The sequence below is a fragment of the Haloferula chungangensis genome (assembly GCF_042664875.1).
GTDB lineage: Bacteria > Verrucomicrobiota > Verrucomicrobiia > Verrucomicrobiales > Akkermansiaceae > Haloferula > Haloferula chungangensis.
This window is the reverse complement of the sequence record NZ_JBHTBS010000014.1, coordinates 41,935-67,878: the sequence shown is the minus strand read 5'-3', so window position 1 is coordinate 67,878 and position 25,944 is coordinate 41,935. Positions and strand designations below refer to the sequence as shown.

The 25,944-nt window shown below is 58.3% G+C and carries 21 protein-coding genes and 1 tRNA gene; 9 read left to right on the top strand and 13 right to left on the bottom strand.

Annotation, left to right across the window (positions count from 1 at the left end):
* Positions 1 to 94 precede the first annotated feature (94 nt).
* Both ACFQY0_RS18925 and ACFQY0_RS18920 read right to left on the bottom strand, forming a co-directional pair.
* On the bottom strand, positions 95 to 688 hold the full coding sequence (locus ACFQY0_RS18925) for a hypothetical protein (RefSeq protein WP_379715786.1): 594 nt from the start codon (positions 686 to 688) through the stop codon (positions 95 to 97).
* Positions 689 to 937: 249 nt separating this feature from the next.
* Positions 938 to 1,501 carry a rhodanese-like domain-containing protein gene (locus ACFQY0_RS18920; protein ID WP_379715783.1) on the bottom strand — a complete coding sequence of 188 codons (564 nt, stop codon included), beginning with the start codon at positions 1,499 to 1,501 and terminating at the stop codon, positions 938 to 940.
* A gap of 174 nt (positions 1,502 to 1,675) precedes the next feature.
* Here ACFQY0_RS18920 and ACFQY0_RS18915 point away from each other — a divergent pair, with 174 nt between their 5' ends.
* A complete protein-coding gene (locus ACFQY0_RS18915) occupies positions 1,676 to 2,032 on the top strand; it encodes an ArsR/SmtB family transcription factor (protein ID WP_379715780.1) in 357 nt (118 codons plus the stop codon).
* Positions 2,033 to 2,045: 13 nt separating this feature from the next.
* Here the strand turns inward: ACFQY0_RS18915 and hemL are convergent, their stop codons facing one another.
* Entirely contained in the window at positions 2,046 to 3,332 is a 1,287-nt protein-coding gene (gene hemL, locus ACFQY0_RS18910) for a glutamate-1-semialdehyde 2,1-aminomutase (RefSeq protein WP_379715777.1), read from the bottom strand.
* A gap of 127 nt (positions 3,333 to 3,459) precedes the next feature.
* On the opposite strand from hemL, the gene ACFQY0_RS18905 reads away from it, so the two are divergent.
* Positions 3,460 to 4,416, top strand: a complete 957-nt coding sequence (locus ACFQY0_RS18905) for an archaemetzincin (protein WP_379715774.1) — start codon at positions 3,460 to 3,462, stop codon at positions 4,414 to 4,416.
* Between the two features lie 6 nt (positions 4,417 to 4,422).
* On the opposite strand, the gene ACFQY0_RS18900 is transcribed toward ACFQY0_RS18905, so the two are convergent.
* From ACFQY0_RS18900 to ACFQY0_RS18880, 5 genes are all read right to left on the bottom strand, one after another.
* Complete coding sequence (locus ACFQY0_RS18900) at positions 4,423 to 5,733, bottom strand: hypothetical protein (RefSeq protein ID WP_379715771.1); 1,311 nt, start codon at positions 5,731 to 5,733, stop codon at positions 4,423 to 4,425.
* Positions 5,734 to 5,908: 175 nt separating this feature from the next.
* On the bottom strand, positions 5,909 to 6,406 hold the full coding sequence (locus ACFQY0_RS18895) for a hypothetical protein (RefSeq protein WP_379715768.1): 498 nt from the start codon (positions 6,404 to 6,406) through the stop codon (positions 5,909 to 5,911).
* 132 nt (positions 6,407 to 6,538) lie between these two features.
* Complete coding sequence (locus ACFQY0_RS18890) at positions 6,539 to 7,297, bottom strand: VIT1/CCC1 transporter family protein (protein WP_379715765.1); 759 nt, start codon at positions 7,295 to 7,297, stop codon at positions 6,539 to 6,541.
* 79 nt (positions 7,298 to 7,376) lie between these two features.
* On the bottom strand, positions 7,377 to 8,708 hold the full coding sequence (locus ACFQY0_RS18885) for a dicarboxylate/amino acid:cation symporter (protein ID WP_379715762.1): 1,332 nt from the start codon (positions 8,706 to 8,708) through the stop codon (positions 7,377 to 7,379).
* 49 nt (positions 8,709 to 8,757) lie between these two features.
* The gene (locus ACFQY0_RS18880) at positions 8,758 to 10,095 is read right to left on the bottom strand and encodes a hypothetical protein (RefSeq protein ID WP_379715759.1); all 1,338 of its coding nucleotides are present in this window, start codon (positions 10,093 to 10,095) and stop codon (positions 8,758 to 8,760) included.
* Positions 10,096 to 10,219: 124 nt separating this feature from the next.
* Here ACFQY0_RS18880 and dusB point away from each other — a divergent pair, with 124 nt between their 5' ends.
* Both dusB and ACFQY0_RS18870 read left to right on the top strand, forming a co-directional pair.
* Positions 10,220 to 11,209, top strand: coding sequence for a tRNA dihydrouridine synthase DusB (dusB, locus tag ACFQY0_RS18875; protein ID WP_379715756.1), 990 nt, complete (start codon positions 10,220 to 10,222; stop codon positions 11,207 to 11,209).
* A gap of 65 nt (positions 11,210 to 11,274) precedes the next feature.
* On the top strand, positions 11,275 to 11,775 hold the full coding sequence (locus ACFQY0_RS18870) for a hypothetical protein (protein ID WP_379715753.1): 501 nt from the start codon (positions 11,275 to 11,277) through the stop codon (positions 11,773 to 11,775).
* Between the two features lie 26 nt (positions 11,776 to 11,801).
* Here the strand turns inward: ACFQY0_RS18870 and queC are convergent, their stop codons facing one another.
* Together queC and queF are read right to left on the bottom strand one after the other, a co-directional pair.
* Positions 11,802 to 12,509: a 7-cyano-7-deazaguanine synthase QueC gene (gene queC / locus ACFQY0_RS18865; RefSeq protein ID WP_379715750.1), complete on the bottom strand. Its 708-nt coding sequence runs from the start codon at positions 12,507 to 12,509 to the stop codon at positions 11,802 to 11,804.
* 57 nt (positions 12,510 to 12,566) lie between these two features.
* A complete protein-coding gene (queF, locus tag ACFQY0_RS18860; RefSeq protein ID WP_379715747.1) occupies positions 12,567 to 12,986 on the bottom strand; it encodes a preQ(1) synthase in 420 nt (139 codons plus the stop codon).
* 116 nt (positions 12,987 to 13,102) lie between these two features.
* Between queF and ACFQY0_RS18855 the strand changes: the two genes are divergently transcribed.
* A tRNA-Ser gene (locus ACFQY0_RS18855) sits at positions 13,103 to 13,194 on the top strand.
* Between the two features lie 165 nt (positions 13,195 to 13,359).
* Here the strand turns inward: ACFQY0_RS18855 and ACFQY0_RS18850 are convergent.
* A complete protein-coding gene (locus ACFQY0_RS18850) occupies positions 13,360 to 14,412 on the bottom strand; it encodes a transposase (RefSeq protein WP_379715744.1) in 1,053 nt (350 codons plus the stop codon).
* A 152-nt stretch (positions 14,413 to 14,564) separates the two neighbouring features.
* Between ACFQY0_RS18850 and ACFQY0_RS18845 the strand changes: the two genes are divergently transcribed.
* Positions 14,565 to 16,322 carry a DUF7453 family protein gene (locus ACFQY0_RS18845; protein ID WP_379715741.1) on the top strand — a complete coding sequence of 586 codons (1,758 nt, stop codon included), beginning with the start codon at positions 14,565 to 14,567 and terminating at the stop codon, positions 16,320 to 16,322.
* 2 nt (positions 16,323 to 16,324) lie between these two features.
* Here the strand turns inward: ACFQY0_RS18845 and ACFQY0_RS18840 are convergent, their stop codons facing one another.
* Entirely contained in the window at positions 16,325 to 19,069 is a 2,745-nt protein-coding gene (locus ACFQY0_RS18840; RefSeq protein WP_379715738.1) for a UxaA family hydrolase, read from the bottom strand.
* 10 nt (positions 19,070 to 19,079) lie between these two features.
* On the bottom strand, positions 19,080 to 20,540 hold the full coding sequence (locus tag ACFQY0_RS18835) for a tagaturonate reductase (protein WP_379715735.1): 1,461 nt from the start codon (positions 20,538 to 20,540) through the stop codon (positions 19,080 to 19,082).
* Positions 20,541 to 20,765: 225 nt separating this feature from the next.
* On the opposite strand from ACFQY0_RS18835, the gene ACFQY0_RS18830 reads away from it, so the two are divergent.
* The 3 genes from ACFQY0_RS18830 (at position 20,766) to ACFQY0_RS18820 (ending at position 25,934) form a co-directional block, all read left to right on the top strand.
* Positions 20,766 to 23,120 (top strand): DUF1592 domain-containing protein, encoded by a 2,355-nt coding sequence (locus ACFQY0_RS18830; RefSeq protein ID WP_379715732.1) that lies wholly within the window; start codon positions 20,766 to 20,768, stop codon positions 23,118 to 23,120.
* Complete coding sequence (locus ACFQY0_RS18825; protein WP_379715729.1) at positions 23,117 to 24,460, top strand: DUF1552 domain-containing protein; 1,344 nt, start codon at positions 23,117 to 23,119, stop codon at positions 24,458 to 24,460. The genes ACFQY0_RS18830 and ACFQY0_RS18825 overlap by 4 nt, the downstream gene beginning before the upstream one ends.
* A 115-nt stretch (positions 24,461 to 24,575) precedes the next feature.
* On the top strand, positions 24,576 to 25,934 hold the full coding sequence (locus ACFQY0_RS18820; protein WP_379715726.1) for an ankyrin repeat domain-containing protein: 1,359 nt from the start codon (positions 24,576 to 24,578) through the stop codon (positions 25,932 to 25,934).
* The last annotated feature ends 10 nt before the right edge of the window (positions 25,935 to 25,944 follow it).

Below are 25,944 nucleotides of genomic sequence, written 5' to 3'. Positions count from 1 at the left end.
AAATCCTCTGGCAGGAAACGGTCCGCAGAAGTTCCATTCTTTGCGATCTTCGCGAGCTTCTGTTGAAATGGACTCCCCGGGACCGAATGATCGACTAGTCGCCGCGTGAGGTTCCGGAGCTTTCGACGATCTGGCGCGGCGTTACGAGGTCAAAGCGGCCAGCTCGATGCACGGCATTGAGTTCATAGCCGGCGTAGTGAAGTCCGGCGATGACGAGAGTGGCGCAGCTGAACTTGTTCCCGACTTCGCTTTTCTGCTCCGGCTGCCACGGTGAGTTATTCCAACCGGAGACGCTGACGTAATCATAGGCCCGCCTTGGATCGGCAGCGTTCTTGGTGACTTGATCGGTGAATTCCTGAAGTCGGGTGAGGTTTACCGAGCCCGATGGCGGGCGATGGATTTCCCAGGTCTTGTCGTTCAGGTAGTCGAGGTCGTCATCGACGTTCACCGTTTGTTTCATGGCGACCTGCAGGAGTTTCAGCTCATCGGTTTTTGAAGGGACGACGAGTGCCAGGTGGCCGTAGCGAAAGAGTTCGTAGGGAACCTTCTGAATGCGTCCTTTCCGCAGGTGGCTCCATGCCTGCTGGTGGCTCATGGTGAAGGCGATCACATCGCCAGCCCGGATCATGCCGAGTTCCGAAGGGCTGGGTTTCCTTTTCGGATCGCAGTGACGATGAATGACTGTCATCGGAGCAGCCTCAGTAATCTTGTTAGAAGGAGCGCGCTCCATCCATGAAAAGGGGATGCGGCCTCTGTGAGGGATCTGGTTTCCGCAGTGGGAATTCAATGCGGCAAGGGCCACAAGCAGGGTTGCTTGCTTGACTCGGCGAAGACGATGGATGCGGCGATGGCTTTTCATCGCTGAGGTCATACCTCAGGTCGACAAATTGAGCATATCGAAGGTTTTTTCGTAAAGATCGCGAATCCTGATGATGGCTTAGGGCTCGGTACTGCAGCTTGCTCCGCAGGGAGTGATGCTGCGGTTCCATGGCATCCTGGCAAGAAGGAGCGCAAGACCACACCATCCCGTTGATCCTGCGAGCGTGAGCCCGGCCCCGAGGAAGGCAGGCAGGATGGCGAAGAGCGGGTTGATGAAGATGGCGAGGAGGGAGCCTGTTAGGGCGAGCACACCGATGACAAGCTGGACCTGACGCATGAGCGGGAGGACCTTGCGAGCCGAGTGTTCGACCGGCAGGCCACCGCGTTCCCAGGCATCAATGCCGCCATCGATGATCGTCAAGTTTTCGAAGCCGTTCTGTGAGAGGATTTCCGCCGCCTTCGCTGCACGCTTGCCGCCCAGACAGAGCAGGTAGTGGTGCTTCGAGGGGTCGAGTTGATTCAGTGAACCCTCGAGTCGATCAAGGGGGAGGTGCTTTGAGTTGGCGAGATGCTTTTCGGCGAACTCGACTTCGGTGCGGACATCGAGAATCACTTTCTTGCCCTCGCGGCATTGCTCGAAGGCCGCCTGAGGGGGAATGCAGGGAGTTTGGGAAGTGCTCATAAGTGAATATATTCCGAATAACGAATATATGGAGCAGAAGTCCAAGGAAAAGATTGGATTTCTTCGGAGCCGGTGACGGGGATCCGCTGAGGGAAGGTTCGGGCTGGCGAAGCAGTTGACCCGTTGTGCGTCCCGTGGTTGTCTCTATTCCGAATTAGGAATATATTGAGATTCATGAGTCCCAAGGCGAAGAAAGACCCAAAGAAATCGAGGCTCTCAGGCGAAGCGCTTGAGAAGGTCGCGGAGACCTTTCGCGCGCTGAGTGATGCGGGACGCCTTGCCTTGCTTCAGGAGTTGAAGGATGGCGAGCAGATGGTCGGCGAATTGGTGGACTCGACCGGGATGGGGCAGGCAAGTGTTTCGAAGCATCTGAAGACGATGTTCGATGCGGGTCTGCTTTCGCGTCGCAAGGAGGGCGTGAAGGTCTTCTACGCTGTGAAGGATGAATTGGTGTTCTCGCTTTGCCGATTGGTGTGCGGGAAGCTCGATGAAGATCAGCGGGGGAGAGCGATGGTCGACTTTTCGATCTAAGCTCGAAACTGCTTCAAATGGTGGAGAGGGCGTCGGAAAAGACACTCAAGGTGTCATCCAGATCGGCCTCGGTGTGGGCGAGGGAGATGAAGCCGGTTTCGTAGGGGCTGGGGGCGAGGTAGATGCCTTTGTCGAGGCAGGCCCAGAAGAACTTATTGAAGATCTCGAAGTCCTGTTTCAGGACGTCGGTTACGTTGCGGATTTCCTCGTCGATGAAATAGAGGCAGAACATTGAGCCGACGCGGTTGAGGCGGTGCGGGATGCCTTTTTCGGTCATCAGGGCGCGAAGGCCGGTTTCGAAGTGGAGGCCGAGTTGGTCGAGGCGGGCGTAGCCGGAAGGTTTGTTGAGCTCCTTGAGTTGGGCGAGGCCGGCGGCCATGGCAAGCGGGTTGCCGCTGAGGGTGCCGGCTTGGTAGACGGGGCCGTCGGGGGCGAGCATGTCCATGACATCGGCGCGACCGCCGAAGGCTCCGACGGGGAGGCCGCCGCCGATGACCTTTCCGAAACAAGAGAGGTCGGGTGTGAGGTTCTCAAGACCCTGGACGCCAGCTTTTCCGAGACGGAAGCCGGTCATGACTTCATCGAAGATGAGCAGCGCGCCGAACTTCCTGGTGATGCTTGTTAGATGGTCGAGGTAGCCGGGTTGTGGGAGCACGAATCCGGCGTTGGCGGGGTAGGACTCGACGATGATGGCGGCGATGAGTTCGCCTTTTTCCTCGAAGAGGGCGGTGAGGGCTTCGGCATCGTTGTAGGGGAGAACGATGGTGTTCTGGGCGAAGTCCTTCGGCACGCCGGCGGAGTCGGGTTCGCCGTGGGTGAGGGCGCCGGAGCCGGCGGCGACGAGCAGTGAATCACTATGTCCGTGGTAGCAGCCGTCGAACTTGACGATCAGATCGCGCTTGGTGAAGCCGCGGGCGAGGCGGATGGCGGACATGGTGGCCTCGGTCCCGGAGTTGCACATGCGGACCTTCTCGACCGAGGGCACCCAGTCGGTGATGGTGCGCGCCATTTCGACTTCGTAGGGATTCGGGATGCCGAAAGAGACACCGTCTTTGGCGACTTCGTGAATGGTGTTGGTGATGACGGCGGGTGCGTGGCCGAGGATGTTCGGACCCCAGGAGCCGATGTAGTCGATGTAGGTCTTGCCATCGACGTCGGTGATCCGGCTTCCCTTGGCGCGGCGGACGAAGAAGGGCTCGCCGCCGACGTTGCGGAAAGCGCGGACGGGGGAGTTGACGCCGCCGGGGATCATGGTTTTGGCGGTGGCGAAGAGCTTCTGGGAGATCGGGCCGGTGTGCATGCAGGGAGAGTCGGTATTAGGGCGAAGAGAGTCCAGACGGGAAAATGCCCAAACGAGCGATCACGGAAGATCGGGGGAATGGTGACGCGTGCTTGTGGATGGGTCCCCGTTATATTAGGAATAGCCGATGAATTGGCGACTTCTGACCTGGATGGCACCCTTGGGTTTGTTGGTATCGGGATGGGTGTTGGCTTTCGAATTGCCAACGGCATCCGAACGGGAGAAGGCGGTGGGTCCTGTGGTGGGGCTGGATGCTTCGATGAAGCGTGCGTTTCGGAATGATGGGGAATATCGGGCGAAGCTCGCGCCGAAGCCCATGGACTGGCTGGCCTCCCATAAGGAAGAGGGCCAGAGCTATCAGCAGTGGCTGGATTCTCGGCCGAATCTGCCGAGTGGAGTTCGGCGTAAGCTCTACATTCTTCCACTCGGCGGCTTTGATGGGACCGCTCCGGACATTAAGAAGATTCAGCGGTATGCGGAGGCGTACTTTTATCCGATGAAGGTGGGCATCCTGCCGGCGGCGGGGGACTCGCAGGTGAAGGCGAGATCGAGGGTCAACTCCTGGTCGGGGAAGAAGCAGTGGAACAGCAGGGACATTCTGAAATGGTTGCCGCAGGAGCTGCCGAACGATGCTTATGCGATGCTGGCCGTAACGATGACCGATCTCTATCCGGACGAGCAATGGAACTTCGTGTTCGGGCAGGCCTCGATCAGGAACCGGGTGGGGGTCTTCAGTTTCGCCCGCTACCACCCGGCGTGGTTCGGGAGGGTGGCGGATGAAAATACGGAGAGTCTAGTACTTCGGCGGGCGGCGAAGGTTCTAAGCCATGAGATGAGTCACATGTTCGGAATCCGGCACTGCATTTTCTACGAGTGCAACATGAATGGGGCGAACCATCTGGAGGAGGCGGATTCGACCCCGATGCATCTTTGTCCGGTGTGTTTGCGGAAACTCCAGCGAGCGACGGGCTGCGATCCGGCGTCGCGGTATGGGAAGCTGGCAATTTTCTACGGCGTCAACGGCCTTAGTGATGAGAAGGAGTGGGTTGAGAAAAGAGAAGGAGAGATCGGCGCGGCAAGGTGAGAGGCGCTAGGGGCTGCCATGACTCCAAGTTTCGGCGATGACGTCTTCGATCTGAAGGAAGGAGTGTCCTTCTGAATTCATCTTGTAGGAAAGCGCCAGGACCATGGTGTGACCCTTTCCGTCGAGGAGTTCATCAACTCTTTCTACGCTATGTTCCGTGAGTTTTTCAAGGACCCGCTGGAGTCTGGCGTGGGACACGGTGCCCCTTCTGAGGAAGGCCGGAGATTCACGCCCAGGCATTGGAGGACTGAGCCGATAGCGCTCAAAGAGGACATTTTCTTCGCGGCCTCCGGCGGGTTGCACCAGCAGGTGAAAGATGCCGTGCTCTCCCCTCATCCCTGCGGCGAAGCGACGAAACTGGTCGTCGTGAAACTCAACGAAGGTGTCCCAATCAACCAGCCAGCGGTTTCCGCTGCGTGAGACGCCCACCGGAAATCCTTCAGGGAACTCTGGGGTGGTGACGATGAAGATGTGGGCCTCTTCGGTAATTTCAAAGAGCGAGATATCGGTGACTGGGATCGGGCGGTCGTAGATTGTCGTGTGATGAGCCTCCATGCGGTTACGAGCGCGCTTTGGGAACGGCACGTAGGCACTACGTTCCGCCCAGTCGTTGGAGTGGAGGAAGGCCACCAAGGTGGCTTCAGGTCCCGTTGATCGCGGCGTTGCCGATTGAACGATAGGCGAGACTGGTTTCTCACTGCGAGCAGGTGGGGGAGCAGGCACGGACGCTTCGGTGGGTGGCGATTCTGGTTTTGCCGAGGTGATCGGACTTTCCTTCTCCGCAGTATGACGGCCGACACTAAAGCCGGCGACCAATGCGAGGATCACGCAAAGGAGAAAGGCAAACCCGAGCACCCCCGCCTTCCAGTTAGGCGATGGCTTGGAAGCACGAAGGCTGTTCTCGGTTTGGGGCTTCACCCGTTCAATCTTCTCGAGATCGGAGATCACTGGGCCAGGAGCGATCCTTTTCCACTCAGAGGTCGATGGTAAATCCGGCAGCGAAACGGGTGGGAATTCGGATGTCGGCGGCAAGGTCTCGGCGAAAGGAACGGTCAGTGAAATCGGTTCGGGTGGCAGCTCGGGAGGTGGAGGAGAAACTTCTGCCACTTCTGCCACTTCTGCCAAACGGGCTGACAAGCCGAGGGCGGGGTTGGGCCCGATGATCTCGACAGAGCACTTGGGACAGGCACCACGAAATCCTGCGGCTTTGGCTCGGAGGGTGAGGACAACCGAGCAGGCCGGGCATTGAAAGCGGATGACGTCCATAGGGGGACGCTGAAGCAGAGCTTGCGGACTGTCAGGAGCTCCGTCGGTCATGATCGTGGCAGCATCTCCTCACGAACGAGGAGATTAGCGATCAAATGACGAACCCTGAACGAGGATCTCAAACCGCGAGATCGTGGATGTTAGAGCCAAGGTGTCGGTCCTGTCCTTTCTCGTGGCTCATCTCGATGAATGGAGGTCGACTCGCCGGATTGCCTTATCTGGCGTCTCATGAGCGCCCGGCCTGACCGATGATGGTGGCTTTCGGGATCTTCTTTTTCAGATCATACAGGGCAAAGATGATCGTGGGATCGCCCTGGATGTGAAGGTCGATGCGTTGCTTCTCGTCGCAAGTCCAGTTGAGGCGCAGGTCACTGGAACCCTTACTTGATTCGATCGGAAAGATGGCCTGGTGCTCTTCGCCGAGACGATGACTTTCGATACGCTCGAGAAGGAGTTGTGCCTGGTCTTCCCCGAGACCCGATTCAACATTTTCGCGAATTCTCTCGATGATGTAGGGAAGGTACTCGGTCTGGGTTTGAATGCGGATCTTCGGGGCTTGCTTGTAAGCGGTCTTGAGTTCGCCGAGAATCTCCTCCGAGCTGGCTTCGCCGATCCGCTCGATGCGCCGGTTGTAGTGGCGGCGTAGGATCAGGACTCCTGTGATTGCGAGCAACCACGCGCCGATCACAGCGCTGATGATGAGGCCTGTAAGTTGATCTGGCACGGAGGGCATGTTGGGGCTAGCCTACCATGAATTGTTGAGCTGACGAGGCTGGAGTTTATACAGGCGCCTTAAGTAGGCAGAAACCCGTATCTTCGCCCCGCGGGCAGGCATTTTTCGCTCAGAAAGATGACGTCAGAGGCCTTCGGCGAAGGGTCTGAGAAGAAAGCCGATGCCGTAGGCGAGACCTGAGGCAAGAGCACCCACGGAGAGGGTTTCAAGGATGCCCTTGATTTGATTTTGTCCCACCACGCGGGCCTTCAGACTGCCGATGATGGCGAATGAGATCGCCGTGAGGACACAGGCAACCGGAAAGGGATTGGCGATCAGTCCGGGCTTCAGGAGGTTGATGAAATAGGCGACGAGGGGTATGGCACCAATGACTAGAAATGCAATAAAGGTCGCAAAGGCGGCGCGGAGGGCGCGGGGGCGGTCGGGGCCGATGCCGTGCTCTTCCTGAAGCATGATCTTCACCCACCGTGCCTTGTCGGCCGTGATGACTTCGACGACCTTGTCCAAGGTTTCTCCTTCGAAACCCTTGCGGGCAAAAATCTGCCGGATCTCCTCACGCTCGCCTTCCGGGTGAAGATCAATTTCGAGTTCCTCTTCGCGCTTGGCTTTGTCGGCGGCTTGGTTTTCAGCGCGAGTGCCGAGGAAATTTCCGGAGGCCATGGAGAAGCCGTCTGCCAGCAAGTTGGCGAGCCCCATGATGATGACGATGCCGGAGCCGAGCCCTGCGCCTGCGACCGAGCTGACAACGGCGAAGGTGGTGACGGCTCCATCAATCGCACCGTAAACCGAGTCCTTCAGATAGTCCTGGGAAACACCCGATGAAAGACGGTGCCGGATGGCTTCAGGGGTGTGCTCTGCGGCATGTTCGGAATGGTGCGACACAACTCTGATAGAGTGCGCCTATCCGCATGGGAGGTCAATGGCCGGGGTGGGGCGGTGGCTAAAGCCAGCGCTCCGCCTTCTAGGCCGGCACATCCTCCAGCACTTTTTCACCTTCGCTTTTGGCGATAACGACGGCGGCGCAAGAGTCTCCAAAGATGTTCACTGCGGTGCGAACCATGTCGAGAATCCGATCGACAGAAAGAAGCGCGACGACGGCGGTAGCGGCTTGGGCGTCAGGAATTCCGCTGTTTTTCAAGATGAGAAGAATGGCGACAAGGCTGGCGGAAGGGATGCCGGCGACACCGATGCTGGTGAGCAGGGCGGCGGTGACAATCATGAATTGCTCACCGAAGCCAAGTTGATAGTTGAGCACCTGTGCGACGAAGACCACGGCGACGCATTCGTAGAGTGCGGTGCCGTCCATATTGACCGTGGCGCCGAGGGGCAGAGTGAAGCTCGAGGTGCGTTTCGAAACACCGGCATGATCCTGGACGCAGCGCATCGTCACGGGCAGGGTGCCGGATGAAGATGCGGTGGAGAAACCGAGCAGCAGGGCTTCGCGCATGGCACGCAAGTGAGCCCATGGGTTCACCTTGGCGACGAAGGTGAGAATGAGCGGCATGGTGACAAACATGTGGAAGCCAAGAGCCAAAAGAACGGTCGCAAAGTACTTTGCCATCTCGGCAAAAACATCGGGCCCGTTTTGAAAGATGACCGGGAACATCAACGCGTAAACGCCGATTGGCGAGATGGCCATGATCCATTTGGTGATGGTGATCATGACATCGTTGCCGGCTTGGAAGAACTCCTTGAGCGTGCGCATTTCCTCGGCGGGGAGCCGTGTGATGCCGATGGCAAAAAGCAGGCTGAAGACGATGACGCCGAGCATCTGCCCGTTGTTGGTGGCGGCAGCGAAGATGTTCTCCGGAACCATCATCTTGATGGTGTCGAGAAAGTCCTTCGGCTCCTTCATGTTGGCAGATGCGACCTTCTCAAGATCGGCGTCCGAAGCGGCGGCCTGCTTGGCATCGAAGACCTTGCGGATGACTTCGTTCGGCTGGCCATCGACCAGCCCGGGCTCGATGAGGTTGACGAGAACGAGTCCGGTGACGACGGCAAGCAGCGAGCTCATGGCGTAGAATCCGAAGGTCTTGGCTCCGAGGCGGCCGAAGCCTTTGACGCCCTGAAGGCTGGCAATGCCGCTGATGACCGAGGTGACGATCAGCGGAACGATGATCATCTTCAGCGCCTGCATGAAGAGGTCGCCGACGAACTGAGAGAAGCTGAGAGCTCGAGCGACGAGCGTTCCTTCTTCGGCGACACCATGAAAGAGCGACCGGAAAACGATGCCCGTTAGAGTGGCAAGAACGAGGGCGAAAAGGATCTGCCAGTGGAGGGCGAGGCGTTTCATCCCGCAGAGATTGGCCACCGAAGTGGGATGGGCCAAGTTTCAAAGTGAGCTAGCTGAGGCCAATCGACTTCGGCTCGACTTCCAGCAGGGAGGCGAGAAGTTTCAGGGATGCGCGTTCGCCCTTGCTGATTTTTGATCCGAAGCCGAGGAATCCCCCGGAGGCGCTGGCGATTTTGTGGGCAAGACGGTAGAGGCCTTCGCGGATGGCCGGCTGCTCTTCAGCGGGGCACTTGGCAATGGCGGCGCTGATGGATGGGATTTCAACCATCAGGGTGAGGGGGTTCAGCGGGGCCGACATGATCTCGCTGAAATGCCGCTGGATCTCGTTCAGGCAGCGCAGAAGAATCCCCTTGAACATGCTAGGCGGAAGATCGGTGAGGCTGTGAAGGACCTTTCGGAAGCTCTCAAGTTCCTTGCGGTCGATATTTCCATCGGCGGCGGCGACGAGGAGAAAAATAATGATCGGTGAGCGATCGAGGAGTTCCTGTTCTTCCGCGCTTAGCCCGGTGTTAGAGTCAGGCTCGGATGGCTGCCGGCCTTCCGGAATGGCGGATTCGACCGCGAGAATCTCGGTGATGAGATCCGCATCCTGAACGGGATCGATCGCGGGCACGTAGATGAGCGGGCCGAGATTTTCGGCACGTGAGCCCATGATTTCGAAAAAACGGGCCGCCGGGAGGTGGTGCTTGAATCCGCCGGCAGCGACCTCGGCTTCGCTCCGGGCGGCGATCATGTGGGTCCCGCTGGAAACAAGCACCGGAATGGCACCCGCGACGTTGAAAGTGAATTGCTGACCGTCCTTTTCGAAGACCATGTTGCTGGCGAGGAAGGCGCTGGAGTAGCGGGCCATCTTTTCGACGAGCCTGTCGTGAAAGTTGGGATCACTGGCGAGGGGGGCGTCGATACTTAGGTAGATGATGCCTCCTACGGGTAGCTGGGTAGCTCCGTCGCTTTGTCCCAAGGACTGAATGATGGCGGAGGTTTCAAAATCCCACTGTCGCTGGAACTGGCTTGTTAGATCGACCAATCCGGCGGGTCCGGGTTTGACGGGTTCCTCGTCGCAATGGATCTGGGCTCCTTGGCGCGCGCCAAAGGTGGCGAACTTGGCGGCGAGTCTCCAATCGGCTTCTCCGGAACCGGTCGGTAGTGAGAGATCGACGGTGCTGTCGAAGAATCGCAGCGTCAGTCCTCGAATGCCGCCGACGGGGTGGAGCCACAGCTCATCTTCGAGTGGGCCCTTTTCAAGTTCGGGGAGCGTTTCGTAACTCAGTTGGAGACAAAGTTGGGAGAGCACCTGGTCGGTCTCCTCTTGAAGCCACTGAGCAGCCTCACGGCACCAGGCGGCGGTTTTGAAGCCGGAACCGCCCAAAGTAATGTTTGCACCCATGGTCGTGAAACTGGCGGGAGCGTTGATGCGGGACAAGCAGCCGATGGCTGGGGTGTGTCATGGGTGGCGGATGCCTGGGTTTTGGCAGCTTTGACTTGTTCGGCTCCCTGTGTAGTCTCCGCGCGTGCTTCCTTGGTTCGAAAACAACGCCTTTCCCCTGTATCTCGCGCCGATGGCGGGGGTCACGGATGTGGTGTTTCGTCAGATTTGCAAAGAGCTCGGTGCGGATGTGATGGTGACCGAGTTCGTGTCTGCGGAGGGCATCATGGTAGCCGACGAGCGGACGCGGAAATACACCGAGTTCACCGATGGGCAGCGTCCGGTAGGTGTGCAGCTATTCGGTGGCGACGGAGAGCGGATGGGCGAGGCGGCCCGGAAGATCGTCGATTGGAAACGGCCGGATTTCATCGACATCAATTTCGGCTGTCCGGTGAACAAGGTGGTGTCGAAGAACGGCGGCTCGTCGCTTCTGAAAGACTGTCCGAGTCTGGAAGCAGTGGCGAGCGGGGTGGCGAAGGCTTGTGAGGGGATCGTCCCGGTGACCGCGAAGATCCGGATCGGCTGGGACATGGACCACATCAATGCGGTGGAGGTTTGCAGGATTTTGGAAGGCTGTGGCATGCAGGCGATCGCGGTGCACGGTCGGACTCGTTCGCAGGGCTACAGCGGCGATGCGAACTGGGAGGTGATCGATGCGTGCGCGCGAGCGGTTTCAGTCCCGGTGATCGGGAATGGCGATATCTCCACGGGTGCCGATCTGGCGCTTCGCAAGGAGGGCACGGCGGTGAGCGGCGTGATGATCGGCAGGGCCGCGATGCAGAATCCGTGGGTCTTCCGCGAGGCCAAGCACTATCTTGAGACCGGGGAGGAGCTGCCGGGTGTACCATTGGAGGAGCGCTGGGAATTGGTGCTGCGCCACTGTCGTCTGGCGGCGGAGAGCAATCGCTACGGCACCGAACGCCATGCGATCATGGCGATGCGGGCGCGCTTGATGGCCTATTGCAAGGGATTTCCAGGGGCAAAGGAGCTGCGGCAGCGGCTTTGCAAGGTCGAAAGTGTGGCGAATGTCGAGGATATCGCGGCGCAGTCGCTGGCTGGTCTGGCGGGTGTTTGAGTCATCACGCTCTTTGATCGGAGAATTGGATTTTCAAGCTGAGATGCGCCATCTAGCTTGGCGCCATGGAAAGCCATGAAGTGCTCAGAAAGGCGTTTGCGAAGACCAGTCCGAAGGCCGTCGCCTCGGAACTCGGGGTATCGCTTTCACTGGTTTACAAGTGGGCGGAAAAGCAGAGTGACGACGGTTCCGGCAGCCGAAATCCGCTGGATCGATTGATGAAGATCATCGAGCTGAGCGAGGATACGACGATCATCGAGTGGCTTTGCCAGAACAGTCAGGGATATTTTGTTAGAAATCCGGAAAGTTCATGCACCAAAGGCTTCGAGGTGCTGCCGGCAACGAATGAGATCATTGGCCAGTTCTCAGGCCTGCTTCAGCAGATCTCGGCGGCGGCTTTGGACAACTCGATCGATGCGAAGGAGGCCAAGGAGATCCGCGAGTGCTGGGACAAGCTGAAGAGTTATGCCGAGGGCTTCGTCAGATGCTGTGAGGAAGGCGACTTTGAACAATTGAAGCACATCCCCAAGCCGAGCGAAGGACCGAAACGCTACTATACGGACTGAGCCGCCTTCGGCGGAGTGCCGAGTGATCAGTGATCAGTAATCAGGGGATCGTCGCCCGGACCCTTGGGGATGGGTGGAGTTGCCAGGTAGCTTGTCGGGTCGGTGATCCCGGCGAGCTGGAAGGCTTCGCGCCTTTCGACGCAGGTTCCGCAGGTTCCACAGTGGGTGCTGCCACCTTTGTAGCAGGACCAGGTCTCGGCGAAATCGATGCCGAGTTCGTGGCCGCGTTTGGCGATGGCGGTTTTATCCATCGCGATAAACGGACGAAGTAGCTCAATCCGCGCGTAGGTGCCTTCCTTCATGGCCGTGGCCATGGCTTGCATGAAGGGTTCGCGGCAATCCGGATAGATCGCGTGATCGCCGGAGTGGGCGGCGATGGCGAGGGCTTCGGCTTCAAGGCTTTCGGCGAAGCCACAGGCGACGGAGAGCATGATGCCGTTGCGGAAAGGGACCACGGTGCGGATCATATTTTCCTCGGCGTAGTGTCCGTCGGGGATTTCGCCACCACTTGTCAGGAGGTCGGAGGCGAAGAGTTCGTTGATGAAATCCAGCTTGATCACCTGGAATGGAATTCCGGCGCGCTCAGCATGGAGTTTGGCGAACGGGATTTCATTGGCGTTGTGCTTCGAACCGTAGTCGAAGGACAGGGCCGCGACGATTTCGTGTTCGCGCGCGACTTCGTAAAAGGCGGTGACGGAGTCCATGCCGCCGCTGAGGAGAACCACTGTTTTCATGAAACTTTAAACCTCGAATTATAAACTCCAAAAGGGGGAAAGTCGGGGGTTTGAGATTTAGGGTTTGGAGTTGGAAGGCTCCGGATGGCTGGCTTCGCAGGTGAGCTGGATTCCGCCGCGCGAGCCGAACTTGCCACTGACGTGGAGCTCGGTGGGATTCATGGCAGTGACGAGGTCGTCGAGGATGCGGTTGACGATTTCCTCGTTGAAGGCGGGAAGGTTTCGGAAGGAAGCGAGATAAAATTTGAGGGACTTCGTTTCCACGCAGGACTCGCCGGGGATGTAGCGGATGATGACGTGGGCGGTGTCGGGCTGGCCGGTGACGGGGCAGAGCGAGGAGAATTCCGGGCAATCGAGGTGAATCCAGAAGCGGCGGCCAGGGCGGCAGTTCGGGAAGGTTTCGAGTTTGGCTTCTTCCGGGTTGGCGGGGAGGCGGTTCTCTGAGCGGCCGAGGAGAGTCAGATCAGGTGAATTCATGGGGCGGAGGCTAGCGCTGGCGGGGGCTGCTGTCGATGATTGCGAAAGGAAGTGAAAACGGGGGCTTTACAAAGGCCCCGATCTTGTTGCATATCCCGCCCGACGGGCTGTCCAACGGAGAGATGGCTGAGCCCGGTCGAAGGCACTCGATTCGAAATCGAGCGTGGCAGTGATGTCACCGTGGGTTCGAATCCCACTCTCTCCGCCAAAGTCCCCGCCCAGCTCGTCTGGACGGGGACTTTGGCGTTCAGGCCTCGGGAAGATCGTCGGACCTGAGTCGGTTTTCGATGGAGTTCCCGGCGCATTGGGTTTTTCAGGGCCGGAGAGTTGGGCCTGCCATCGACGTGCTGCTCGGCTTTTGCTGCGTCGATCTCTAGGTGATCACATCTTTCTGCAGTTGTCTCGCGGCATAGAGACGCTCCGGTTTGGGGGCGAGTTCAAGTCCGCGCATCGGACGGGCTGCCTTTTTGCGGCCTTGGGAAAAGTGGTCGCGGCAGGCGGCAAATGCCTGCTCGACGAAGTCGCGATGACCGATGACGAGGCCGTCAGTAAAATAGCGAATGCGACATCGCAGATAGGTCGCGCGGTCCAGACGACCGCCTTTGGCGAGGACGTCCAGAGCGGCTTTTCGTGGGACGCGGTCCCTGATAGTTGCACTGCCTGCTCGAGTTTTCTCGCGATCCAGTTGTTCGGCTTGGCCTGCCTCGCTTTCAGGAAGACCGAATAGCCAGCAGCGCCATCGCTGGAGGCCCTCCTTGTGAGTTCTGGGTCTTTGATTGGCTGGAAGCAGCCCGCCGTGTGGCGCAAGCGAATTGAGGAATGAGACGGCTTGGCGGGCAAGCTGACCGCCCGCGAGCGCCTCGGCGTAGTTACACCAGCGGTAGTCCGCAGGATCTTCGCAAATGCCCGCGCGCACGGGGTTGAGGTCAATGTAGGCTGCCATTGCGCGCAAGGCATGGCATTCACCCTGAACAAGAACGGAGCGGAATCGGTCCTCCCAGAGGGTGCCTTTTCGCTTGTGGCGTGCGTTGAACCATTGGGTGAAGCGTTGTTTGAGCGTCTTCATGAAGGAGCTGATGTCCCACATGCGCGCGAACCAACGTTCGCGCAGGGCATCGGCGCCTTTGATATTTCCGATGGATTTCAGATGTCCGAGTTCCCATTCGAGTTCGTTGGCTGACTTTTTGCCGAGAGTCTTGCGCACGAGACCGACGAGATTCTCGTCGTTGGGAAGCTCGTCGGGGGAGGGGCGTTGGGGAACTTCCACGAGGAGGTGGAAGTGATTTGACATCAGGCAGTAGGAAGCGATGCGGAGTCCGCAAAGTGCCTCGTAGATCCGCATCAGCTTGATGAAATGTTCCTTCTCGGCAGGACCGAGCAGGTATTCCCGCCCGACCACACGAGAAACGCAATGGAAGTAGGCCACGGGAAGATCCTTCGGGCCACGGAAACGAGGTCGACGCATAAGGCACCCAAACACGCACCAAAAAAAATTCAATTTCTTTTTAAAGGGACAGACACTTTAAGAAGAAAAACGGCCGTTGCTTTGGAGGGCTGTTTGTCGTAGGGGATTGCTTGATGTATGGGTTACCAATTCAGGACTTCCGGATGGATCTCAGTCTCGCCGTGCTGCGATGTTTGGGCTTGGGACTAATTTCTGCGGCGCATGCTCAGGAGTCGGTGGTGATGGCCAGATCTGGGGACATCGCTGAAGGGCTCTCAGGAAGTCTTTTCGAAATCGATTCCTGTTATCTTACCGATTCCGGGGATGCCTACATTCATAGCACTCTGCGCGAGAATGGCGCATACCAGTCTAACGGTTTGTTCAAGGCGAATGGCAATCGTGATAGGATATCGGCCCTGCTCCTTTCGGGTGATCCAACTCCAGATAGCAATGGCCGGATCGGGGGGGTGACAAATGATGCGTATTTGGCGAATGGTCGAGGGGACCTCGCCGCGCTCGTCCCGTTGACGGAGACATTGGGTGGATCCAGCGATAATGGAGCGCTTTATTTCATAAGTGAGCCCGATCAGATACTTCACCAAGTGTCGCGAAAAGGCGAGGTGATCGACAATGGCCACGGGGGCTCTCTTACCCGGTCACCCCTGAACTTCGCGCTGAATCATGAAGGTCAGCTGGCTTATGCAGCTGCTATCGTGGACGGCTCCGCCGGCTTTTTCGGGAACGCTGTTTACCTGTACAATAACAGCGTCGAAGCGGAGGTATTTCGGTCAGGATGGCGAACACCCGAGGATGATGGAAGCTTTCAAAATCTCAGCGTCGTCAATGACCTGCAACTGAACCAACGTGGAGAGATGCTCTTGAATGTAGGAGTGCTGCCCGATGATCCGAATGGGTCGCGAGCAGGGATCTTTCTCGCCAATCAGGCTGGCATCACCACGGTGGCCAGAGAGAATCAAAGCGTTCCGAATGGCAACGGCACCCTCAACGCGCTGAATGTTGTCGTGCCGTCGCTCGGAAATAGCGGGCATGTGGCGTTCTGGGCTCAGCTGCGGAATACCAACGCTGGAACGAGTGACGGCGCGGCGATTTTTCGTTCTGAAGGAACCGGCCTCATCGAGATTGCACGCCGTGGCGATCTGCTGCCCGATGGCAACGGCCGCTTTCTTAATCTCTCGACTACCGTCGATGTGAACGGAGAAGGAGAGGTGGCCTTTCAGTCGGGTATTTCCGGAGCGAGTGGAGGATCGGTTGATGGCATATTCGTAGGAGACGGTTCCAGCATTCGTGTTATTTCCCGTGTAGGCGATCCGGCACCCGGGGGAGGTAGCATGGGAGGGTTCTTCGAAAACTCGGTGGGCATCAATGACGTCGGTCAGATCTGTTTCCTGGCAGTTCTGAAGCTTGAAGATCCATCGGCACCTGCAGGCACTCTGGGATTATTCCTTCATGATCCAAGTTTGGGGCTTATGGAGATCGCCCGGGAGCAGCAATCATTGGAAGGCTTCGGTAAGATCACCCAGCTCCTTCCCAATCTTCGGTTTTCGATGCCGGGAACTCTGAACTCAAAAGGGCAGGTGATCTATCGGGCGTTTGTGGAGGGTGACGCGGTGGTGGTTCGATGGTCACCTCCCAGCGGTGCGGGACCCCTGACTCTCCCGCAACCCGAGATCATGAAGTCAGAAAGCGAAGTCACTCTTTCTTGGCCGCGGACGGATATCACTTTGAATCTGGAGTCGACTTCTGATCCCGGACTGCGGTCAAGTTGGAGAGTCCGCAGCGACGTGGTCCCTGCTCTGAATGGAGACATCTATCAGGTCACGGTTCCGGCGGATAAAGCGCGGGAATTTTTCCGGCTGCGGCGGAGTCGCTGAGATCAAATCGCGACCGCTCGCGCACCGCGGGCGATCTGATTGCCAGTCTGGCCGATGGCATTCTGACGGGGAATGAGCCTGGCGGAGGCGACATCGCTGACGAGATCGGCAAGTTGTTGGCTCCAGCTCTCTACTTCGGAAGTGATGAGCTTTTTGTCAAAGTCGCTCGACTCACTATGGTCGGTGACGTTGAGAGTGGGAGTAAGGACGTGGGCGAGGGCGGCCGAGCGCGAGTCGGCGTGAAGAATGATGTCGGCGGCGGCGCCCAGACCGGTGACACGTTCGACAGAATTCTCAGTGATACACTGCATGATGTGCATGCCGGCGGTGCTGACATCCTGTGCGAAGCTTAGAGTCGGTGCCCAATGGGTGATGCCGAGCTGGAGGCGGAAAATGCTGGAGTCACGCAGTGGATCGAGATCGGGGACGATGATGTTGCCGCCAGAAGCGATCACGTGTTGGGCGAGTTCTCCGAGGCTGCGTGCGAGTTCGTCGCTGAGATTGTCGCCGGACATCATGGCGAGCTTGAGGTCGGAGGCGCTGCCTTGGGCGAAATTTCGGGCAGGGATGTTCTCAAGCTGCTGATGGAACCACTCTTCGACAGCGGTGATGGTGTTCGCGGTGCCGCGGGCTCCTTGAATCGTCAACCAGCCAAAGTAGTCGAGTTCGATTTTTCGGTTCCGCACGGCTTTGGTGATTTCGGGGAAGCCGATGTCCTGGCCGCTCATCGCGGAGCGAAGGAAGTTAAGGGAAACCATTTCACAACCGAGTGAGAGAAATAGGCAGCGCTCGACGAGGGAGTGGTTCGAGTACCCGAGCATGAAATTGATGATCTCCGATCCGGTGGTGACGCCGCAGCCTTCTGTGTTTGAGAGCACGACGAAGCGTGAGACACGTTCACTTGTTAGAAGCCTGCTCCTGTTGAGGCGGATCGCTGCCTGCTCAGCGGTGGCGACCGAACAGCCGACCGTGGGGAGGATCAGTCCGACGCGTTCCCTAGGAGTCACGCGTCCGTTTTCGCGGATGCCATCGAAGGAAATTTCGAGCCTGCGCCAAGATGCCGAGGGTTGGAGTGTGAGGGGCTCACCGGAGAGGCGACTTGCGTGGGAGGGGGCCGGCAAGACGGGTTCGGCCATGAAAAATTTCCGGCGCCAGAGAAGATCGATGTTCTGGTGGGCCTTTTCACCATTGGTCCTTTCGCCCGAAGCAATGGCGGCGACGCGGTCGAGGCTTTCGGCCGTGAGATCTTCCATCGACATGCCATCGAGGTAGCGGCCGGCATTGATGTCGATGTCATCCTTCATCAATTCGTAGCGCTCGGTGGTATTCACGATCTTGATAGTGGGAACAATCGATGAATTCGTGGGGGTGCCGCGACCGGTGACGAACAGGATGATGTTGCAGCCGGCAGCGGCTTGGCCGGTGTAGCTGGCGATGTCGCCGCCCATGCCATCCATGAAGTAGAAACCGGGGAAATTCATGCGCTCTCCAAACTCGGTGACGTGCTGGATCGGGATCCGCGGGTCGCGTTTGACCGCGGCGCCGAGTGATTTGAGCGTGATGTTGTAAAGGCCGCCCAGAAGGTTTCCTTCCGAGGGGTTCTTGTCGACCTTGCCGCCGTGCCATCCGAGTTGCTGCTTGAAGCGATCGAGCATGTCGAGGAAGCGAGGTCCGATCGCCGGATCGGTGATTGATGAAAGCGTGTAGTCTTCCGCACCGGCGAGCTCTGGAGTCTCAGTGAGGTTGGCGCTACCCCCATAGTAGATCACTTCCCGGGCGATGGCGGAGGATAGGACGTTGCCGCAAATGCCGGAGAAGGCATCGGACGCGCCGCAGTTGAGGCCGATCTTGAGTTCGGAAAAGGGACGGTCGCTTCGTTCGGAACGGTTCGCTTCTGTTAGAGCCGTTTCAATCTGCCTGCATACCGCATCCAGATCCCGGGAAAAGGTTTCGGCGGCGGTGACGAGATGGATGGACAGATCGGAGATGTCCGGACCGTGTTTGGCAATCCAATCGAGGAGTTCCCCATTGGTGATCTCACTTTCGGTGCGGGTATCGATGGCGACGAGGGCGCCGACATTCGGGTGGGTGACGAGTCCGGCGAGGGTGCGCAGTGTGCGTTGGCGTTCTTCGTGATCGGTCTCTGCGCCTTCGGTGTGGCGAATGGCAACGACATCATCGACCTGGGTGAATGCAGCGGTTTTCCCCTGAAATCGCTCGGCGGCGCGCTGGGCGAGTGCCGATGTGCGGGAGGTGGTGCCGAGAACGACCACGAGGTTGCGGGTGCCGGTGCCGCGTTCGCCACGGAAGTGGCCGGCGAAGCCCCGAGTGGTGGCGTAGGCTTCGAGCGCTTCCGGCTCTGTCCACCCGCTTTCGTCGAAGACATACTCAGGCATGTCGTCGATGAAATTGGGTTCGCTCGGGATCTCGAGGTTCCGGTATTTCGGATCCTGCTGGATGGCGAAGCGATCGAGCACGCCCTGGTTGCAGAGGTACTCACCTGGTTGGATATCGCGTGTTGCCCGACCAAAGGGATATTCCCACGAGGTAATGGCGTCCCCCTTCTTGATCTCGCGGGCCGCAAAGCGGTGACCGGTGAGGATGTCGTGCTGGACACGGATCTCCTGCCCGCCGTGGAGAAGCGCGTAGCCCTTCTTCAGGTCCTGGGTGGCGATGACGGCATTGTCCCCGGGAAGGGGAAATCGGGCAAAACCTTCGATCGGGGATGCTTGAAATCGGGCGCTCATGATGATGGATTCAGGAAAGGGTTTCCTTCATGGCCTCGAAGACGCCAATTTCGAGAATACGGGCAAGGCGGGAAGTGACAGCATCTGTTAGTCCGTCGACTTCATTGAGGTTCATCTTCCAGTTTGCTTTGTAGGCGAGCACGGTTTCGACGAGTTTGTGGAGACCTTCGGGGCTGCTGTCATAGCTCGACCAGACGCGCTGATAGAGGTCGAGGATATCCTGGTTGTCTCGGCAGACATACATCTCTTCGGCCCGCTGGCCGGCGTAGAAGGCAATCAGTGCGGCGAGCGAGAAGGCGAGTTTGTCGGGGACCCTGCCGGTGTTCCTTTTGGCATCAAGCAGACTCGGAAGGACACGGGTTTCCCATTTGCTCATCGAGTTCAGGGAGATGGTCAGCCAGCCGTGGCGGATGAAGGGGTTGTAGAACCGTTCGAGGATCTTGTCGGAAAACTGCTGCAGGTAATCCTGATCACCGGGAATGTTCGGGACGATGTCCTCAGCGAGCATCTGACGGACGAATTTTCCGAGGTGCTCGTTCTCCATCGATTCGCGGACGGTGTCGAATCCACTGAGGTAGGCGACAGCCATGGTGCCGGTGTGCGAGCCATTGAGGATGCGGACTTTCTGATCCCGGATTTTTCGTTGCTCTGCTTCGTCGACGAAGCTGACGTTGAGTCCGGCCTGGTCGGCGGGGAATTCCTTGGCGACCCACTCAGGGGCCTTGATGACCCAGTTGTGATAGTACTCGCCGACGACGATCAGGTTATCTTCAAAGCCAAACTGTTCCTGATAGGTCTTCACGGTGTCGCGGGGGAAGCCGGGGACGATGCGGTCGACCAGCGTCGAGCAAAAGGCGCAGGCGTTTTCGAGCCAATCGATGAAGGTCTGTTCAAGCTTCCAATTGGCAGCGTGTCGCAGGACGTATTCCTTAAGTTTGTCAGCGTTGTCTTCGATGAGTTCGCAGCAGATGATGATGAGGCCCTTGTCAGCCGCACCGTCGTACTTCTGAAAGCGACGATAAAGAAGTGCGGTCATTTTTCCCGGGAAGGAATGTTGGGGTTCCATGTCGAGACTTTCACCATCGGCCCACTGGATGCCGGCTTCGGTGGTGTTAGAGACGACGAAGCGGACGTCGGGGCTTTCGAAAAGCCCGCGGTATTCCTGAAATTGGGTGTGAGGATTGAGGCAGCGGGTGACGCAGTGGATGAGTTCGCTTTCTTTGACGACTTGGCCGTCTTTCATGCCTTCAAGGACCAGGTGATAGAGGCCATCCTGTTTGTTGATCAGGTCGGCCAGGCCTTGCTCGATGGGTTGGACGATGGCGACGGAAGAGTTGAAGTCGACGGTCTGATTCATGCGCTGGATCATCCAGTCGACAAATGCGCGGAGAAAGTTGCCTTCGCCAAACTGGATGACGCGTTCGGGATAGTTGGGAAGGTCGCCGGCTGTGCTGCGATTGAGAGCTTTCATGATCTTTAATGAAGCCGCCGGACGGTTTTGGAGCCACGGCTCCGGTTGGCGGACGGCGGTGGGTTGTCATACAGATCGGAGTTTGTCGACTCCTGTTTCCAGGTGAAACCGGGAACCTAGAATCCGCTTGTGCCCCACTCGATGGTGAATTTCCGAGAATTCACTCGTTTTCACTGACAGGAGGGCAAGGGCGCACCTGTATTGCTTTAACCTAAAAATCCCATTGTGTCTCGAACGACCCTCAAATCATGCCTTGGTTCGGCTGCCATGCTATGGATCGTGGCTCCTTTCGTCCTCGGAGATCCCCTATCCAAGGATCTTCCTGCGCTGCTGGATGAGTACTGCATCGACTGTCATGACGGCGGCATCAAGCGAGGCGGACTCGATTTGGATGGGATCTCAGGCGATGAGATCGGGAAGCATCCGGAGATTTGGGAGAAAGTGATCCGGCGGATGGACGCGCGGCAGATGCCACCCGTGGAAGAGGTGCGGCCGGACGAAGAGACCTACCAAGCGACCTTGGAGACGCTGACGGCTTACTTTGATTCCCGGGCTTCGGAGTCGCCAGACCCGGGGCATGTGGATGCGGTTCGGCGGCTGACGCGGACGGAATATCAGAATGCAATTCGCGATCTGCTCGGGGTGGAAGTGGATGTGTTCGAGTTGCTGCCGAAGGATGAGTCGAGCCATGGTTTCGACAACATCACGGTGGGAAGTCTATCTCCGACTTTGCTGAGTCGTTACATCAGTGCGGCGCAGAAGATCAGCCGGATCGCGGTGGGTGGTGATCAAGGTTCGCCACAGATCCGGGTGGTGCGGGTGCCGGCGGACCGAACGCAGGACGAGCGGCTCGAAGGCTTGCCGTTCGGAACCCGAGGTGGCGTGGTGATCGATCACACCTTCCCGGTGAGCGGCGAGTATGAAGTGGATATCCGGCTTTCCAGGGATCGCAATGAGGAAATCGAAGGGCTTTATGAACCGCATCAGATCGAGGTGCTGGTGGGTCAGGAAAAGGTGGCGGAGTTTGAAGTAAAGCGGCCAAGGAATCGGGACTTCTCGAAAGTGGATGCGAATCTGAAGGCCCGCATCCGTGTGCAGGGTGGGCCTCAGAAGTTGGGCGTAACGTTTGTTAGGAAGTCGTCGTCGCTACAGGAAAACAAGCGGAAGCCGTATGACGCGCAGTATAACATGCACCGGCATCCGCGACAGGCTCCGGCGATTTTTCAGGTTTCGATTTCGGGGCCATTCGAGGCAGACGCTTCTGATGCCAAAACGGGGAATGGGACACCGAGCCGGAAAAAGATCTTTGTGAGGATGCCGGAGTCGGAGAGGGATGAAGAGGCCTGCGCGAGGGAGATTTTTGCAGGCCTGATGCGTCGGGCTTACCGTCGTCCGGTGAGTGAGGAGGAACTGGCGGGGCCCATGGGGTTCTTCGAGGAGGAGCGGAAAGAGAAAGGCTTCGAGGCCGGCATTGAGGCGGGCTTGAGCGCGATTCTGGTCAGCCCTCGCTTCTTGTTCCGGATTGAGGAGGATCCGGCGGAGCTGGAGGCGGGGAGTGTGTATCGTTTGGATGATCTCACATTGGCGTCGCGCCTGTCGTTCTTTCTTTGGAGCAGCTTGCCGGATGAAGAGTTGTTAGAGGTCGCGGAGAAGGGCGAGCTTTCGGCGGAGGGTGGGTTGGAAAAGCAGGTTCGACGGATGCTTGCCGATCCAAGAGCGGAGTCGCTGGTGACGAACTTCGCGGACCAGTGGCTGCATTTGCGAAACCTGGATTCGTTCTCGCCGGACCTTCGTCTGTTTCCCGACTTTGATGATAACCTGCGTCAGGCCTTCAAGACGGAGACACGGATGTTTTTCAATAGCATCTTACAGGAAGATCGCAGCGTGCTCGATCTGTTGAAAGCGGACTACACCTTCCTCAATGAGCGTTTGGCGAAGCACTATGGGATTGCGGGAATCTATGGGAGTCGTTTCCGCAGAGTGGAACTGGACGAGGATAGCAAGCGTGGCGGTCTGATGAGGCATGGCAGCATTCTTTCGGTGACCTCCTATGCCAACCGCACGTCTCCGGTGATCCGGGGGAACTGGATTTTGGAGAACATCATCGGAACACCGACTCCGCCACCTCCACCGGACACGCCGTCGCTGGATGATATGGTGATTTCCGAAAGTCTGCCGATGCGGGAGCGGTTGGCGGCGCACCGCGAGAAGAAGAGTTGCGCGGTGTGCCACGTGCTGATGGATCCGCCGGGATTTTCGCTGGAGAATTATGATGCCGTCGGCCGCTGGCGGAGCTGGGAGGGGGATTTGCCCGTCGATTCATCGGGAGGATTGCCTGATGGAACGGAGTTTTCAGGGGTCGAGGGGCTTGAGGATGGCTTGTTGGATCGCCCCGAGCTTTTTGCTAGGACAGTGGCAGAAAAGCTCCTAATCTACGGGGTTGGCAGAGGTGTTGAATACCAGGACGCCCCTGCTGTGCGCGCGATTGTTTCCGAGGCTTCGGCCTCCAACTACAAGCTGTCCGATATCATCATCGGGGTCGTGAAAAGCGTCCCCTTCACCATGAGAAAAAAACCATGATTCTTTCCCGAAAATCCCTTCATCGCCGAACCTTCCTGCGTGGCATGGGGGCGACCATTGGTCTGCCTCTGCTCGACGCGATGATTCCCGCAGCCACGGCTTCTACTCTAACAGTGGCGAAGCCGGTGAAGCGTCTGGGCTACGTGTTCATGCCCATGGGCTGTGATATCACGCGCTGGACGCCGGAGGGCACGGACAAGCTCGGTGAGTTGTCGCCCATCTTGAAGTCTTTAGGCTCGGTGAAGGATCAGATTTCGGTGCTTTCCAATCTGGAACTTCAACCGGCTTATCCCGGGACGCATGCGACCTCGAACTCGGCTTTCCTGAGTGCGGCGCAGGCGCGTCGGACCGAGAGTTCGGACTATTTCCTTGGAACGACGGCGGATCAGATTGCCGCGCAGCATATCGGGCGGGGCACGCAGTTGCCATCGCTTGAGATGTCGATGGATCTGATGCAGACAGTCGGTCAGTGCGACAATGGCTATGCCTGCGTCTATCAGAACAATCTTTCGTGGGCATCGCCCACGACGCCGCTGCCGGCGGAGGCCCATCCGCGTCTGGTGTTTGAGATGTTGTTCGGCGAGGGTGCGACTCCGGAGGAACGGCAGGCGAGCTTGAAGCGTCGGGCGAGTTTGCTCGATTGGGTGGGTGACGATTTGGCGAGCCTGAAGCGTGAGCTTGGAGCGGCGGATCGGGGTCGGGTGGATGATTATTTGCAGGCGGTTCGTGAAGTGGAGCGTCGGATCCAGAAAGCCGAGTCGGATGCGAAGGATAACCCGCTGCCTGACCTTGATCGTCCTGAGGGCGTGCCGGCTTCCTACGCCGATCATGCACGGTTGATGTTCGAACTGCAGATTCTGGCCTTCCAGGGAGACATCACGCGGGTGACGACATTCCAGTTGGCTCGGGAGACGAGCAATCGGACCTATCCGGAAACGGGCGTGACCGATCCACACCATCCGCTGACGCACCACGGCAATGACCCGGACAAGATTGCGAGGATGGCGAAGATCAATGCCTTCCACGTTTCCTTGTTTGCCGAGTTCCTGGAGAAAATGAAGGGGACGAAGGATGGTGATGGCACGCTGCTCGATCACTCGCTTTTCCTCTATGGCAGTGGCATGGGAAATCCTAACGTGCACGATCACAACAACCTGCCGATCATCGTGGCGGGCGGGGCGGCGGGTGGCATGCAGGGCGGTCGACACATTCGTTTCGACAAGCCGCAGCCGCTGGCGAACCTCCATCTCACCCTGCTCGACAAGGCGGGGGTGGATTTGGAGTCGTTCGGCGATAGCAACGGGATGATTGATGAGCTGAGCCGGCCGTTGGGAATTTGATTTTTAACCGCAGATGAACGGGGATGGACGCAGATTTTTTGAGTCGCTTATGAGTTCGTTTGGAGTGAATTCACGCGGTTTTAAATTTCGTCAATTTCGCGCAATTTCGTTGGTGGTGCTGGCTGTTTCTTCGTCGGCGTTTGCGGATGATTTGGATCGGTTGTTAGAGGCGACGGATCGGGATGACGTCGAGGCAGTGGAGGCCTTGGTGGTGAGTGGGAACCTGGCAACGCAGGCGAATCGCCACGGGGTGACGGCTCTTTCTCTGGCATGTCGGAATGGGAATGCGGAGATGGTCCGGCTGTTGCTGGAGGCGGGGGCGGATGCGAATGCGGTGCTTGCTGGAGGAGAAACCTGTTTGATGACGGCATCGCGGACGGGGAGTTCTGAATGCGTGAAGGCACTGATTGCCGAGGGGGCGGAGGTGAATGCGAAGGAGCGCAGGGGGCAGACGGCGCTGATGTGGGCGGCAGCGGAAGGGCATCAGGAAGCGGTGAAATGTTTGCTGGAGAATGGCGCGGAGCTGGGGACGAGTCTCGACTCGGGTTTCACGCCGCTCCTTTTTGCCGCGAGGCAGGGGCATATCGGGGTGGCGAAGATTTTGTTGGATGCAGGAGCTGATGCGAATGAGGTGGCTGAGCCGAAAAAGCCCAACGGCAAATTGATGAGGCCGGGGACCTCGCCCTTGATGCTGGCGGTGGAGAACGGACATTTCGAATTGGCGCTCGAGCTTGTAAAAGCAGGTGCGGACCCGAATGATCAGCGATCCAGATACACGCCTCTGCATGCAATGAGCTGGGTGCGAAAGAGCGTGCGCGGCGACGGTGTCAACGGGATGCCGCCACCCGATGGCTCGGGAAGCGTGACGAGCCTGGAGTGTGTGAGAAAGCTGGTTGAGGCGGGGGCGGACGTGAATGCTCGGTTGAAGAACGGACGTGGAAATGCCGAAGCCATGAACCCGAAGGGGGCAACGCCATTCTTCATGGCGGCGGAGACATGTGATCTGCCATTCATGAGGCTGTTGGTGGAACTGGGCGCGGATCCGACGATTCCAAATGCCGACAACACGCCGCCGATCTTGATGGTTTGCGGCATCGGGGTGAATGCACCGGGCGAAGAGGCGGGCACAGAGGATGACGCGATTGAGGCACTGCTTTATCTGCTGGAGCTCGGCGCCGACATCAATGCGACCGATAACAACAGGGAGACGGTGATGCACGGCGCGGCTTACAAGGCCTCGCTCAAGCTGGTGGCGCTGCTCGACGAAAAGGGCGCGGACATCAAGGTTTGGAATCAGAAGAACCGCTACGGACGGACGCCTCTCACAATAGCGCGGGGTTACCGGCGTGGGAACTTCCGTCCGATTGTCGAAATGATGGACGCGGTCGAGGCGCTGATGACGAAAAACGGCGAGGAGGTTCCGCCACGTGGCGACGGAGGACCGGACACGAAGAAAAAGGGTTATGGAAAGTGAGCAGTCTGCC

Excerpts from the sequence above, each read along its gene's own strand:
- ACFQY0_RS18880 (WP_379715759.1), bottom strand. The coding sequence starts at position 10,095 with ATGGGTGCAAACATTACTTTGGGCGGTTCCGGCTTCAAAACCGCCGCC.
- queF (WP_379715747.1), bottom strand. The coding sequence starts at position 12,986 with ATGAATTCACCTGATCTGACTCTCCTCGGCCGCTCAGAGAACCGCCTC.
- ACFQY0_RS18905 (WP_379715774.1), top strand. The coding sequence starts at position 3,460 with ATGAATTGGCGACTTCTGACCTGGATGGCACCCTTGGGTTTGTTGGTA.
- ACFQY0_RS18870 (WP_379715753.1), top strand. The coding sequence starts at position 11,275 with ATGGAAAGCCATGAAGTGCTCAGAAAGGCGTTTGCGAAGACCAGTCCG.
- ACFQY0_RS18840 (WP_379715738.1), bottom strand. The coding sequence starts at position 19,069 with ATGAGCGCCCGATTTCAAGCATCCCCGATCGAAGGTTTTGCCCGATTT.
- ACFQY0_RS18885 (WP_379715762.1), bottom strand. The coding sequence starts at position 8,708 with ATGAAACGCCTCGCCCTCCACTGGCAGATCCTTTTCGCCCTCGTTCTT.
- queC (WP_379715750.1), bottom strand. The coding sequence starts at position 12,509 with ATGAAAACAGTGGTTCTCCTCAGCGGCGGCATGGACTCCGTCACCGCC.
- hemL (WP_379715777.1), bottom strand. The coding sequence starts at position 3,332 with ATGCACACCGGCCCGATCTCCCAGAAGCTCTTCGCCACCGCCAAAACC.
- ACFQY0_RS18915 (WP_379715780.1), top strand. The coding sequence starts at position 1,676 with ATGAGTCCCAAGGCGAAGAAAGACCCAAAGAAATCGAGGCTCTCAGGC.
- ACFQY0_RS18920 (WP_379715783.1), bottom strand. The coding sequence starts at position 1,501 with ATGAGCACTTCCCAAACTCCCTGCATTCCCCCTCAGGCGGCCTTCGAG.
- ACFQY0_RS18835 (WP_379715735.1), bottom strand. The coding sequence starts at position 20,540 with ATGAAAGCTCTCAATCGCAGCACAGCCGGCGACCTTCCCAACTATCCC.
- ACFQY0_RS18925 (WP_379715786.1), bottom strand. The coding sequence starts at position 688 with ATGACAGTCATTCATCGTCACTGCGATCCGAAAAGGAAACCCAGCCCT.
- ACFQY0_RS18900 (WP_379715771.1), bottom strand. The coding sequence starts at position 5,733 with ATGACCGACGGAGCTCCTGACAGTCCGCAAGCTCTGCTTCAGCGTCCC.
- ACFQY0_RS18845 (WP_379715741.1), top strand. The coding sequence starts at position 14,565 with ATGTATGGGTTACCAATTCAGGACTTCCGGATGGATCTCAGTCTCGCC.
- ACFQY0_RS18825 (WP_379715729.1), top strand. The coding sequence starts at position 23,117 with ATGATTCTTTCCCGAAAATCCCTTCATCGCCGAACCTTCCTGCGTGGC.